Origin of the sequence: Microbacterium hydrocarbonoxydans (assembly GCF_011752045.1) — a bacterium.
Lineage (GTDB): Bacteria > Actinomycetota > Actinomycetes > Actinomycetales > Microbacteriaceae > Microbacterium.
In genome coordinates, this window is the sequence record NZ_JAAKXW010000001.1 from 390,890 (window position 1) to 403,765 (window position 12,876).

Annotated in this window: 12 protein-coding genes; 7 read left to right on the forward strand and 5 right to left on the reverse strand. The window is 70.9% G+C overall.

What is annotated here, in order from left to right:
• Nucleotides 1-8: 8 nt before the first annotated feature.
• A complete protein-coding gene (locus tag G6G98_RS01955) occupies nt 9-1,385 on the reverse strand; it encodes a DUF349 domain-containing protein (RefSeq protein ID WP_084788284.1) in 1,377 nt (458 codons plus the stop codon).
• Nucleotides 1,386-1,601: 216 nt separating this feature from the next.
• Between G6G98_RS01955 and nirB the strand changes: the two genes are divergently transcribed.
• The 4 genes from nirB to G6G98_RS01970 are packed head-to-tail and all read left to right on the forward strand — an operon-like array spanning nt 1,602 to nt 6,428.
• The gene (nirB, locus tag G6G98_RS01960; RefSeq protein WP_279587583.1) at nt 1,602-4,181 is read left to right on the forward strand and encodes a nitrite reductase large subunit NirB; all 2,580 of its coding nucleotides are present in this window, start codon (nt 1,602-1,604) and stop codon (nt 4,179-4,181) included.
• Nucleotides 4,178-4,540, forward strand: a complete 363-nt coding sequence (gene nirD / locus G6G98_RS17100) for a nitrite reductase small subunit NirD (RefSeq protein ID WP_067352097.1) — start codon at nt 4,178-4,180, stop codon at nt 4,538-4,540. The genes nirB and nirD overlap by 4 nt, the downstream gene beginning before the upstream one ends.
• The gene (cobA, locus tag G6G98_RS17105) at nt 4,537-5,304 is read left to right on the forward strand and encodes a uroporphyrinogen-III C-methyltransferase (RefSeq protein ID WP_243841975.1); all 768 of its coding nucleotides are present in this window, start codon (nt 4,537-4,539) and stop codon (nt 5,302-5,304) included. Before nirD ends, cobA begins: the two co-directional genes overlap by 4 nt.
• Nucleotides 5,301-6,428, forward strand: a complete 1,128-nt coding sequence (locus tag G6G98_RS01970; RefSeq protein ID WP_164233780.1) for a uroporphyrinogen-III synthase — start codon at nt 5,301-5,303, stop codon at nt 6,426-6,428. Before cobA ends, G6G98_RS01970 begins: the two co-directional genes overlap by 4 nt.
• A 65-nt stretch (nt 6,429-6,493) precedes the next feature.
• Here the strand turns inward: G6G98_RS01970 and G6G98_RS01975 are convergent, their stop codons facing one another.
• Both G6G98_RS01975 and G6G98_RS17205 read right to left on the reverse strand, forming a co-directional pair.
• The gene (locus tag G6G98_RS01975) at nt 6,494-7,387 is read right to left on the reverse strand and encodes a formate/nitrite transporter family protein (protein WP_067352092.1); all 894 of its coding nucleotides are present in this window, start codon (nt 7,385-7,387) and stop codon (nt 6,494-6,496) included.
• 142 nt (nt 7,388-7,529) lie between these two features.
• Nucleotides 7,530-7,844, reverse strand: coding sequence for a hypothetical protein (locus tag G6G98_RS17205; protein ID WP_164233779.1), 315 nt, complete (start codon nt 7,842-7,844; stop codon nt 7,530-7,532).
• 74 nt (nt 7,845-7,918) lie between these two features.
• Between G6G98_RS17205 and G6G98_RS01985 the strand changes: the two genes are divergently transcribed.
• Nucleotides 7,919-9,277, forward strand: a complete 1,359-nt coding sequence (locus tag G6G98_RS01985; protein WP_432207057.1) for a replication-associated recombination protein A — start codon at nt 7,919-7,921, stop codon at nt 9,275-9,277.
• Between the two features lie 44 nt (nt 9,278-9,321).
• Here G6G98_RS01985 and G6G98_RS01990 read toward each other — a convergent pair whose 3' ends face one another.
• Together G6G98_RS01990 and G6G98_RS01995 are read right to left on the reverse strand one after the other, a co-directional pair.
• On the reverse strand, nt 9,322-10,509 hold the full coding sequence (locus tag G6G98_RS01990) for an ATP-grasp domain-containing protein (RefSeq protein WP_164233778.1): 1,188 nt from the start codon (nt 10,507-10,509) through the stop codon (nt 9,322-9,324).
• Nucleotides 10,509-11,705, reverse strand: coding sequence for a hypothetical protein (locus G6G98_RS01995; RefSeq protein ID WP_164233777.1), 1,197 nt, complete (start codon nt 11,703-11,705; stop codon nt 10,509-10,511). Before G6G98_RS01995 ends, G6G98_RS01990 begins: the two co-directional genes overlap by 1 nt.
• 214 nt (nt 11,706-11,919) lie before the next feature.
• On the opposite strand from G6G98_RS01995, the gene rpsD reads away from it, so the two are divergent.
• On the forward strand, nt 11,920-12,549 hold the full coding sequence (gene rpsD, locus G6G98_RS02000; RefSeq protein WP_052676389.1) for a 30S ribosomal protein S4: 630 nt from the start codon (nt 11,920-11,922) through the stop codon (nt 12,547-12,549).
• A gap of 104 nt (nt 12,550-12,653) precedes the next feature.
• The gene (locus G6G98_RS02005; protein ID WP_067352081.1) at nt 12,654-12,842 is read left to right on the forward strand and encodes a hypothetical protein; all 189 of its coding nucleotides are present in this window, start codon (nt 12,654-12,656) and stop codon (nt 12,840-12,842) included.
• Nucleotides 12,843-12,876 lie beyond the last annotated feature (34 nt).

Consider the following 12,876-nt stretch of genomic DNA (forward strand, 5'->3'; position numbering starts at 1 on the left):
GTGGAGAATCAGCCGCCGAGTGCGCTCAGCCAGGTGCGGCGCGCCTCGAGAGCATCCGCCGCGGCCTTCGCGGCCTTCTTGTCGCCGGCCTTCTCGGCTGCGGCGAGCTCGGCCTCGAGCTTCTCGATCGCCTCGACCAGCTGCGAGCTCATGTCGTTCGCGCGCGCCTTGGTCTCGGGGTTGTTCTTCTTCCAGTCGACGTCCTCGCGGGCCTTGAGGGCCTGCTCGATGACGCGGAGCCGGTCGTCGAGCGCCCGCTCCTTCTCGCGGGGGAAGATCCGGCCGACCTCGTCCCACTGACGCTGGATCTGCGTGAGCAGGGCGCGGGCGCGCTTGATGTTGGGCTCGTCGGCGACGGCCTTGGCCTCTTCGAGCAGCGCCTGGCGGGCCTCGATCTTCGGAGCGGAGTCGGCCTCCTCGGCGGCGGCCTGCTCGGCGCGGGCGGAGTAGAGCGCGTCACCGGCGGCCTTGAAACGCGCCCAGAGCGCGTCGTCGGCCTTGCGTCCGGCGCGGCCCGCGGCCTTCCACTCGTCGAGCAGGGTGCGGTACGCGGGGATGCCGTCGACGCCCCGGGGCGCAAGCGCCTCCGCGCGCTCGACGAGCCGGGTCTTGGCATCACGCGCGGCCTTGTGCGCGTCATCCAGCTCCGAGTAGAAGGCGCGGCGCTGCTTGTCGACCACGGCGCGGGCGTCGCGGAACCGCTTCCAGAGCTGCTGGGAGATGCCCTTCGACAGACGCGGGCCGTTCTGCTGGTGGGCCTGCCACGCGTCGAACAGTTCGCCCAGCTCGGCCGTGACCTGCTTCCACTGCACCTTCGAGAGGTCGCGGGCGGCGATCGCCTCGGCTCGCTCGACGAGGGCGGTGCGCTCGGCGATCGCCTGATCGATGAGCTCCTTGGCCTGCTGCGCTTCCTTCTCCGTCGCCTCGGCGAGCGCCGCGGTGAGAGCGTTCAGGCGGTCGCGGAGACCGGCGAGGTCGCCGACAGCGGCGGAATCCGTCGCCTCTTCGAGGACGTGCCCCGCCTGCTTCGCGAGGTCCGTCGCGGAGGCGCCGCCGGCCTGGTGGCGCTGCTCGAGGGTGCGCACCTTGAAGGCGATGTCGTCGAACTTGCGCGCGAAGTAGGCGAGGGCCTCCTCGGGCGTGCCGTCCGGGTACTGGCCGACGACGCGCCAGGCGTCGCCCTCGAGCACCTCGACGGTGCCGTCGTCGGAGACACGGCCCCACTTGGCGATCTCCTCTGCGCTCTGCTGCGGCGCGACTGCTGCGGCAGGGGCGATGGGGGCGGCCGGAGCCACCGCTGCGGGCGTCGGCGCCTTCGGCGGACGGGGCACGGCCGGGGGAGCGGGAACGGGGGGAGTCGGCTTCGAGGACTCGTTGGCAGACACGTGGAACTCCTTGCGCGGATGGTCCGCGGGAGGCGGAAAGGACGAGGATCAGCCTAGTACGCCAGGGGCCGCCCGGTGTGGTCCTCGGATCTCACAGCGGCGTTACCGATCTGTGAGGAGATCGTTCGACGGGTGAAACACGCCGTGTCACATCCGGGAAACACCGCGCTCCTATCGTCTCCAGCACGACACCTCCCCACGTCGACAGGAGCCCGCGTGAACGACATCGCACCCCACCCCGCAGAGATCGTGGTCGTCGGCGCCGGCATGGTGGCGCATCGATTCGTCGAGAGCCTGTTGAGCCGCACCGGGGCGTCCGTGCGCATCACGGTGATCGGTGACGAGGGCAGACGTCCCTATGACAGGGTCGGCCTCACCGGCTTCTTCTCCGGGGCGACTCCCGAGGATCTCGAGCTGGATGCGGCCGTGTTCGACGACGACCGGGTGCGTCTGCTGCCCGGCGACCGCGTGCTCCGCATCGACCGTGCCGCTTGCACGGTGACGACGCGCTCACGCGCCACGATCGGCTACGACAAGCTCGTGCTGGCCACGGGATCGTATGCCGCGCGCGTCGCGGTCGACGGTGCGGACCTGCCCGGATGCTTCGTCTACCGGACCGTGGAGGACGTGCAGAACCTGAAGGACTTCGTCGAGCGGCGCGGGCGGAAGCTCGGCCGGCCGCTGCGCGGCGCGGTGATCGGCGGCGGCCTGCTCGGGCTGGAGGCCGCCGGAGCCCTGCAGGGCATGGACGTGGACGCGACCGTGGTGCAGTACTCGGACCGCCTCATGTCGCAGCAGCTGGACGCCGCGGGCGGTGCGATGCTGCGTCGTCTGCTCGAGGCGCGCGGCATGAGCGTGCGCACGGAGTCGCGGACCACGCGGCTCGACCCCGACGATTCCGGCGCCGTCACCGCCCTGGAGTTCCAGGACGGCTCGTTCCATCGCGCTGACGTGGTCGTGTTCACGGTGGGGGTGCGCCCGCGCGACGAGCTCGCTCGCAGCGCCGAACTGAAGGTCGACCCGCGGGGCGGCGTCGTCATCGACGAGCGCTGCGCCACCTCCGACCCGCACATCCTCGCCATCGGCGAGGTCGCCAGTTTCGAAGGCCGCTGCGTCGGCCTCGTCGCGCCGGGCTACGCGATGGCCGAGGTCGCTGCCACGCGGCTCCTCGGCGGCGACGCGACCTTCCCCGGTTACGACGACTCGTCCAAGCTCAAGCTGTCCGGCGTCGATGTGGCGAGCTTCGGCGACGCGATGGGCACCACGCCGAACGCGCTCGACGTCGTCTATGCCGATCCGGTGGCCGGCGTGTACAAGAAGCTCGTCCTCTCCGACGACGCGCAGACCCTCCTCGGCGGCATCCTCGTCGGCGACGCGGCGGCGTACGGTTCCCTGCGACCGCTCGTCGGAGCGAAGCTGGGCGCAGACCCGGCGGCCTACCTGCTCCCGGAGGGCGGGGTGGAGGCCCCCGGCGGCGCGCTGCCCGATGAGGCGGTCGTCTGCTCCTGCTCGAACGTGACGGCAGGGCGGATCCGCGAGGCCGTGCATGAGGAGGGCTGCACTGACGCAGCCGCCGTCAAGGGCTGCACGAAGGCGGGCGCGACCTGCGGGTCGTGCGTGCTGATGGTGAAGAAGGTCGTCGGCCAGGAGCTCGCCGCGATGGGCCATAGCGTGTCCAACGCCCTCTGCGAGCACTTCGACATGTCGCGTCGTCAGCTGTTCGACGCCGTGCGTGTCGCACAGCTCACCACCTTCAGCGGGATCGTCGAGCGATTCGGACGCGGACGTGGCTGCGACATCTGCAAGCCGGCGATCGCCAGCATCCTCTCGGTCCTCGTCGGCGCACACGTGCTCGACGGAGAGAATGCCACCCTGCAGGACACCAACGACCATGTGATGGCCAACATGCAGAAGGACGGCACCTACTCCGTGGTGCCGCGGATGCCCGGCGGGGAGGTCACCCCGGAGGGGCTCATGGAGATCGGCCGGATCGCGAAGGATTTCGCGCTTTACACGAAGATCACCGGCGGGCAGCGGATCGACATGTTCGGCGCCCGGCTCGAGCAGCTGCCCCTGATCTGGCAGCGACTCGTCGACGCCGGGTTCGAGTCCGGCCACGCGTACGGCAAGTCGCTGCGCACCGTGAAGTCCTGCGTCGGGTCGACGTGGTGCCGTTACGGCGTCCTGGACTCCGTGGGCATGGCGGTGAAGCTCGAGCTGCGCTACCGGGGCCTGCGCGCGCCGCACAAGCTCAAGCTCGGCGTCTCCGGGTGCGCCCGCGAGTGCGCCGAGGCGCGGGGCAAGGACGTCGGCGTGATCGCCACGGAGACCGGCTGGAACATGTACGTCGGCGGCAACGGCGGATTCGCGCCCAAGCACGCCCAGCTGCTCGCCACCGACCTGGACGACGACGGGCTCATCCGGGCGATCGACCGGTTCTTCATGTATTACATCCGCACCGCGGACCGGCTCCAGCGCACCGCACCCTGGCTCGACGACCTGGAGGGCGGGCTGGAGGGGCTGAAGGCCGTGATCTTCGAGGACAGCCTCGGCATCTGCGCGGATCTCGACGCCGCGATGGCTCAGCACGTCGATCGCTACGAGGACGAATGGGCGGCCACCCTGCGCGACCCCGAGAAGCTCCAGAGGTTCCACTCGTTCGTCAACGCCGCCGACACGCCGGACCCGTCGCTCGCCTATGTCGCCGAGCGCGGCCAGATCCGTCCGGCGACCGCAGAAGAACGACGCAGCGGCGGTGTCCTCATCGCCGGAACGGCATTGGAGGTCCGCAGATGACGACGATCGCAGAGACGGCGGTGCGCGTGTGCGCGCTCTCCGACCTCGAGGTGGAGCGGGGGCGGGCCGCGCTCGTCGCCGGCGAGCAGGCGGCGCTCTTCCTGCTTCCGGACGGCAGCGTGCACGCCGTCGACAACCTCGACCCGTACAGCGGCGCGCACGTGATCTCGCGCGGCATCGTCGGGACCAGGGGGGATGCCCCCACCGTGGCCTCCCCCCTGCACAAGCAGGTCTTCGACCTGCGCACCGGGGTGTGCGTCGAGACGCAGGGCAAGCCGGAGGCCGCGCTCCGGGTGTGGCCCGTGCACGTCATCGACGGCGACGTCATCCTGGAGCTTCCCGCCGGGAGCCGGTCGTGAAGCGCCTGCGGGTCGGGCGGGTCGACCTGATCGGCGGCGGCCCGGGGCCGGCGGACCTGATGACGGTGCGAGCCCACCGCCTGCTGATGGAGGCGGATGTCGTCGTCGCCGACCGCCTCGGTCCGTTCGAGGAGCTGCGATCCCAGCTCGCCCCGCACGTCGAGGTGATCGACGTCGGGAAGCGGCCCGGCCACCACCCGGTGCCCCAGGAGGAGATCAACGAACTCCTCGTCCGTCACGCCCGCCGGGGACGCCGCGTCGTCCGCCTCAAGGGCGGCGATCCGTTCGTGTTCGGGCGCGGCGGTGAGGAGGTCATCGCGTGCGAGGCGGCCGGGGTGCCCGTCACCGTGACGCCCGGCGTCAGCAGCGCCATCTCGGTGCCGCAGGCGGCAGGCATTCCGGTGACGCACCGCGGGATCGCCTCCGCCGTGCACGTGATCAACGGTCAGGGGGAGATCTCCGCCTCGGCGCTGGCGTCGATGGCGGACGCCGCCGTGACGACCGTCGTACTGATGGGGGTCGCGGCGATCCCGAAGCTGGCCGCCGCCGCCCTCGCGACCGGCGTCCCGGCGGAGACGCCCGTTGCCGTGGTCGAGAACGGCCACACCAGGGACCAGCGCACGATCCGCACAACGATCGGCGCTATCGTGGCGGATGCAGAGGAGGCCCAGGTGACCAATCCCGCCGTCATCGTGATCGGTGAGGTCGCCCGCGCCGGAGTGCTGCTCCCGTCTCCGGATCTGTTCACGGCGGGCACCGCGTGACGCCCGGACGAGCGCTCGACTCCGCACTGGCCGGCTGCACGATCATCGTCGCAGCCGATCGTCGTTCTGCGGATCTCGCCACGGCGCTGGAGCGCCGTGGCGCTGTCGTGCACAGGGCACCCGCGCTCAGCATCGTCCCCAACGCCGACGATGCCGAGCTGCTGCGCCGGACGAGACAGCTCATCGCGTCCCCGCCCGACATCGTGGTGGTCACCACCGGCGTCGGCTTCCGCGGCTGGATGGATGCCGCGCACGAGCACGGACTCGACGAGGAGCTCGACGCGGCGCTTCGCGATGCGCAGTTCGTCGCCCGCGGCCCGAAGGCCCATGGCGCGATCCAGCAGGCCGGGTTCACCGCGGACTGGGTCGCCGAATCCGAGACCGCCGCGGAGGTGGGGGAATACCTGCTCGCCTCCGGCATCGAAGGGCGGCGCGTCGTCGTGCAGCACCACGGCGCGGGCTCCGACGGGCTCGACGAGCTGCTGAGCGCGGCCGGAGCGGAGGTGCTCAGCGTGATCGTGTACCGCTGGGGGCCGCCCGCGAATCCCGAGATCGTCCGGCGGTCGGCGCTGCAGGCGGCCTCCGGCGAGGCGGATGCGGTGCTCTTCACCTCCGCGCCGGGAGCGGCGTCGTGGATCTCCGTCGCCGAGGAGGTCGGCGCGCTCGACGGCATCCGCAGCCGTGCGCGCGCAGAGCGTCTGCTGCTCGCCTCGGTCGGGCCGATCACGGCGGGCCCTCTCCACCAGGCGGATCTGCCGACCACCATCGCCGATCGCGGGCGTCTCGGCTCGCTCGCCCGCTCCGTGATCGCCCACTTCGGCGGCGGTCACGCTCCGGCGCTGTGGACGGATGCCGGGCGGATCGAGGTCCGCAGCGGCGGCGTCCTCGTGGACTCCCGTTTCCTGCCCCTGTCGCGCTCCGCGACCGCCCTGCTGGAGGCGCTCTCGGTCGCGGAGGGACGCGTGCTCACGCGTGCAGAGCTCGGCAGGGTCCTCCCCGGAGGGGACCGGAACGGGCATGCCGTCGAGGTCGCGATCGCGCGTCTGCGCGAGTCCCTGGGCGGCGTCGACATCGTGCAGACGGTCGTGAAGCGCGGGTACCGCCTGGCGGTGTACGAGAGCTGATTCCGAGAAAGAGGAGAGGGCCGGTGGGAACCATCCCGCCGGCCCTCTCCACTTCCCACTCCGGGTCAGGCCACCGGCACGGCCTCGGGCGTCCGCTCCGCCGTCGTCGGCAGGGCGACCTCGGGCGTGCTCGCGACCCGTGCCCGGGGCACGCGGACCCGGCGCGCCGCAGGGCGTCCGTAGGTGAGGTACAGCGGGAGCCCCGCGAGGAGCAGTCCGCCGACGAGGTTGCCGACCACGGTCGGGACCTCGTTCCAGATCAGGTAGTCCATGATCGTGAAATCGGCGCCGAGCAGCAGACCGGAGGGGAACAGGAACATGTTGACGATGGAGTGCTCGAATCCCATGTAGAAGAACAGCGAGATCGGGAGCCACATCGCGACGATCTTGCCGATGACGTTCTCGGACACCATCGACAGGATCACGGCGGTGGACACCATCCAGTTGCACAGCACGCCCCGGATGAACAGCGTGAGCATGCCCGCCGCACCGTGCTCGGCGTAGCCGACCGTGCGGCCGTGGCCGATCTCGCCGATCGCGAGGCCCACCGGGCTGGTCTCGGCGGAGAAGCCGTACGTGAAGTACACGGCCATCAGCACGGCGACGAGGAAGGCGCCGCCGAAGTTGCCGAGGAAGACCAGCCCCCAGTTGCGCATCACCGCTCCGACCGTCGCGCCGGGCCGCTTGTCGAGCACGGCGAGCGGGGTCAGCGTGAACACGCCCGTGAGCAGGTCGTAGCCGAGCAGGTACAGGAGCACGAATCCGATCGGGAACAGCAGCGCACCCAGCAGCGGCTGACCGGTCTGCGTCGAGACCGTCACCGCGAAGGCGGCACCGAGGGTGAGGATCGCCGCGCCCATGAAGGCGCGGATCAGCGTGTCGCGGGTCGACAACTGCAGCTTGTATGAGCCGGCGTCGACCATGCGGGTGACGAGCTCGGCGGGCTTGATGTAGGACATGGGCGACCTCCACGGGTTCTGGGGGAGCAGCGTGTTCGCTGTCCCCAGGGTCGCCGGTCCGCGTTTCGCCGGGTCGCTCCCCGCGTTACGGCCGTGGTGCGAAGCTCTCACGCCGCGGCGGACCGCCTGTGAGGCGGGCCGGTCAACCGGCAGGCGTCTCGGTCGGGGTCGGTGCCGGCGTGGTGGCCTCAGGAGTGGGCGTCCCGGTGGGCGCCGGCGGGCCGGAGGGCTCGACGGTCGGCGTGGGGGTCGGTTCGGGCGCGGTCACCTGAGCGTGCACGACCTGGCTCGCGATCGCGGCGACGACGAGGAGGCCGCCCGCGATGCCGGCGACCACGTTGTCGCGCACCCGCCGGCGGATCTGCCCGTCGTGCCAGGCGATACGAGCCGCGTGCACCCGGGCGCGCTCCGCCTGCGTCCGCGCCTGCTGTGCGCTCCTCGAACCGCGACCTGCCATGCCGTTCTCCCTCGCTGAACCTGATTCTCCGCCAGCCTAATGGGGCCTGTGTCCGCCGTCCGCATTAGCCTGGGATGATGACCTCCGCATCCGCACTGCTCTCAGGGCAGACGCCGCTCGCCGTGCGGATGCGGCCGGTGTCGCTCGCGGAAGTGGCCGGGCAGAAGCACCTGCTGCGCGCAGGGTCGCCGATCGTCGCCCTCGCCGATCCCGCCGCGTCCTCGCCGGGCGCGGTGTCCATCATCCTCTGGGGCCCGCCAGGCACCGGGAAGACGACGCTGGCACAGGCGATCGCGCGCTCTTCAGGCCGGCGCTTCGTCGAGCTCTCCGCCATCACCGCCGGCGTCAAGGACGTGCGGGAGGTCATGCAGGAGGCGATCACTCAGCGCGACCTGTACGGGCAGACCACGATCCTCTTCCTCGACGAGATCCATCGCTTCACCAAGGCGCAGCAGGACGCGCTGCTGCCCGGCGTCGAGAACGGCTGGGTCATCCTCATCGCCGCGACCACGGAGAATCCGTCGTTCTCGGTGATCTCGCCGCTGCTGTCACGCTCGCTGCTGCTGACCCTGCAGCCGCTCACCGACGACGACATCGGCGTGCTCGTCGATCGGGCGGTGACCGACGCGCGCGGCCTGAGCGGCGGCGTCTCGCTCTCCGGCGAGGCGCGCTCTGCGCTCATCCGCCTCGCCTCCGGCGATGCGCGTCGCGCGCTCACAGGGCTGGAGGCGGCCGCCGCCGTCGCGCTCTCCCGCGCGACCGGCGACGAGGATGGAGACGACGAGAGGGCGGAGGTTCCGGAGGTCACCGCGGACGACGTCGCCCAGGCCGTCGACAAGGCCCTCCTGCGCTACGACCGGCAGGGCGATGAGCACTACGACGTCATCAGCGCGTTCATCAAGTCGATCCGCGGCTCGGACCCGGACGCCGCGCTGCACTACCTGGCCAGGATGATCGAGGCGGGGGAGGACCCGCGGTTCATCGCGCGACGGCTCGTCATCTCGGCGTCCGAGGATGTCGGGCTCGCCGACCCGCAGGCCCTCGGCATCGCGGTCGCCGCCGCCGACGCCGTCGCATTCATCGGCATGCCGGAGGGACGGATCCCGCTGGCGGAGGCGACGGTGTACCTGGCGACGACCGCGAAGTCGAACGCGGCCTACGTCGGCATCGACGCCGCCATCGCCGACATCCGAGCGGGCGGGTTCGGCCGGGTCCCGCTGCATCTGCGGGACGCGCACTATCCGGGGGCGAAGCGGCTCGGCCACGGGCGCGGCTACGTCTATCCGCACGACAGCGAGTTCGGCATCCTGCCGCAGCAGTATCTGCCGGACGAGCTCGAGGGGCGCCGCTACTACGAGCCGAAGAACCTCGGCGCCGAGCGCGACATCTCGGCTCGCCTCGAGCGCATCCGGCGGATCCTCGGCGGTCGCTGACGCATCGCGGCTGAGGACGGACCGCGGCACGGTGCCGAGGCGTCTCAGAGAGCCGGAAGCTCCTGACCGTTCCATTCGATGTCCCGCGTCGTCGCAGCGGCGAGGGGGATCCGGTGCCGGAGCGCGCTGAGTGCGAACCCACCGAGGAGGAGCGCGTAGGCGAGCGACGGCATCCGGTCGTCCGCGGCGTGGACGACGTCGCGGACGTCCTTGTCGTGCCCTCCGCGGCGGAGCAGGTTCATCATGCGGATCTGTGCGGGGACGGGAACGGGCGGGACGGGAGGGGCAGGCGCTGCCGACGCGTCGGCCGGATTCCCCGTGGTGAAGAGCGCGCCGAGGTCGGCATCCGGGAGGCAGTGGATGCCGCTGGTGACACGGGGATTGCATTCGATGACGGCGATGCGATCCTCCCCGATGATCGCGTCGAGCGAGATGTGCCCCGAGAAGCGCAGCCCCGCGACCGTGCGCTCGATCGCCTCCTGGAACCGCGGGTCGTGGACGGGCCGGAACGAGGTCAGGACCTTGAATGATGCGGCGCGGGCATCCGCGTACTGCACGCAGGCGAGCAGCCGCCCCTCGTGCGCGTAGGCGTATGCGCAGTGGAGGCGTCCATCGACGTGCTCCTGCGCGACCCAGTCGCCTGCGAGGTCCGGAGCGATCCTCGCATGGTGCTCGTCGCGATCGAACTCGATCTCCGGCTGCACCCGGCGGGCCCCCGGCGGCAGGAGACGCACCTGCACGCCGAACCGCGAGAAGCGCCGCTTGAGCACGAGCGGCCGGGACCGATCGCGTCTCAGCAGCGCATCCAACTCCTCGGGTCCCCGGATGAGCTCGGTCTCCGGCACGGGGACACCGAGCCGCCCCAGGATCCCCATCGCCCGGTGCTTGTCGTGGAGCGCGGCGATGTCGTCGAACGGCCCCGAGACGACCCGCAGCCCGGGGCAGCGCTGCCGCAGCCATTCGGCTCCGCGTGCCACGAAGAAGGTCTCCTCGCACGTGGGGATCAGGAGGTCGATGCCGTGCCTCTCGACCGCCGCGGCGAGGTCCAGGAGAAAGGCGCGGAAGTGGAATCGGGGCGAGCGGATCCGGATGCTCCCGCTCGCGTGCCGCGACCACCCGGCGGGGTTCACCGCGACGGACTCGGCCACGTGCACCTCGTGTCCGTGACGGCCGAGATTGCGCACGATCTCCAGCGCGACGGGTGATCTTCCGCCCAGCACGAGCGCCCGCATCACAGGCCCCTGCGCATCATCATGGGCACGACCACCCGTTCGGCGAGCGCGGCGAAGCTGCGCACGAGGGCGCCGCGCCATCGCGGGACGCCGTGGAGCGCGATCATGCGGTACTCCAGGTGATTCCTCGCGCCGCGGCTCTTCTTGAACTCCCCGGCACCCGCGCTGCTGTGGAAGACGAGGCCGAGGTCGCGGGCCTTGTCCTGCAGGCGGATGGAGAGGATGCGGTAGAGCCCGTCCTGCCTCGGCCGATCGAGGTCGTATCCGAGGATCGGAGTGGTGAGGACGCCGTTCAGTGCGATGTGCCCGATGACGCCGACCGCCTCCTTTCCGCGCTGGGCGAGCAGTTCGCAGTCGATGACGCCGGCGGCATGCGCCTGCTCCACGAACCGTGACGTGAACTGCGGATTGTGCGCGGAGTACTTCTCCGTGTAGAGCAGGCGGTACAGCTCGGCCGTGCGCGCCGCGTCCGCACGGTCCCTGGGTGCGCCGTCCTCGATCCGCGGGTCCGGGTGGGAGCCGAAGCCGCGGAAGCGGTACTCCGACCGCGCGGCGAGACGACGCTCGCGGCGCAGGACGTGTTCGATGCGGCTGCCGAGCCCCTCGTACACGTCCTGGATCCAGACGCTGCGGCTGAACAGCGTCAGGTAGCCGAGCTCTCGCATCCGGGTGTGCAGCGCGCCCGTCGTGTGCTCGTTGATCGAGTTCCAGACGACGTAGCGCCCTGGGAACCGGGCGGCGACCGCCGCCGTGACGGCCGCGACGGCCTCGGGCGCGAGCGCCGGATAGAGGTTGGTCGAGAGCAGCCAGTTGTTGATGTAGACGGCATCGTCGATGCGGGCGACCCGCAGCAGCGCGGCGACGGGGAGAAGCGCGAGTGCGGCGAGGCGCTGCGTCATCGCCGACCTCAGCTCCCGGAGCTCGGCGCGCGCGTAGGAGACGTAGTGCGCGTACATCGACGAGGTGTAGGCGGTGTTGTCCCGCGAGCGCGCATCGGGCACGAACAGGGGGAGCACGACCGCGTCGTCGACGACGACGGCGAGCATCGTGCCGCGAGCGTTGGCCACGCACGACTCCACGCCGTCGGCGGCGAGGAGCCGGATGCAGGCGACCGCCTTCTGCGCATCCGGATCGTCGAAACGCGTCGGGTCGAGGGCGTCGGCCGCCTCGATTCGCACGCGGACCACTCCCTGCACGCTCCGCATCCTATCGGCCGGTCGCGGTGCGGGCCGGGGTCTCCGCGGGCGGAAGAGGCGATCTGTTAGACTTGATCGGCTCGAAACCGTGTTTTCGAGCATCTCCTCGTTCACACCACACCTCGACGGCGCCCCGGCGTGCGCCCCGAGGCAGAGCGCGGGTGATACGTCCGCGAGTCGCGAAAGTCGCGACCGCGTCAAGGAAGGATGCTTCGTGACCACGAAGTCTCAGGACCGCCGCAAGGTCCGTCTCAGCCGCGCCCTCGGCGTGGCCCTCACCCCGAAGGCCGCCCGCTACCTCGAGAAGCGTCCCTACGCTCCGGGCGAGCACGGCCGCACCAAGCGCAAGGCTGACAGCGACTACGCCGTCCGCCTGCGTGAGAAGCAGCGTCTGCGCGAGCAGTACGGCATCCGCGAGAAGCAGATGCGGAACACGTTCAACGAGGCCCGCCGCACGGAGGGCCTGACCGGTGAGAACCTGGTCGAGCTCCTCGAGATGCGTCTGGACGCCCTCGTGCTGCGTTCGGGCTTCGCCCGCACCACCGCACAGGCCCGTCAGCTCGTCGTGCACCGTCACATCCTCGTCGACGGCCAGCTCGTCGACCGCCCGTCGTTCCGCGTGAAGCCGGGTCAGCTCATCCACGTCAAGGCCAAGAGCGAGGGCACCGAGCCCTTCCAGGTCGCAGCGGCCGGCGGTCACGCCGAGGTCCTGCCGCCGGTTCCGGGCTACCTCGAGGTCGAGCTCGACAAGCTGCAGGCACGCCTGGTCCGTCGTCCGAAGCGCGCCGAGGTCCCCGTGACCTGTGAAGTGCAGCTCGTCGTCGAGTACTACGCAGCTCGCTGATTCCAGCGATTCAGCAGGAGGCGTCGGGGTGACCCGACGCCTCCTGTCGTTTCCGCATACGATGGAGGCACCGCGCCTTCGCGGGTCTAGGCAAGGATGACGACATGAAGAACGTGCTGTGGTTCCTGATCGGTGTGATCGGCGGCTTCGTCGCGGCGCATTTCATGAACAAGGACCCGCGCGGGCATGACCTCCTCGCCGAGGTCGACGCCAGGATCAACGAGTTCACCGCGATCATCGGCGACGCCTACCGCGAGCAGCAGGCACGGCTCACCGAGCCGGCGGACGACTGACCTCTCCGCGCCCTCGCGCGCCCGCTTCACCTCT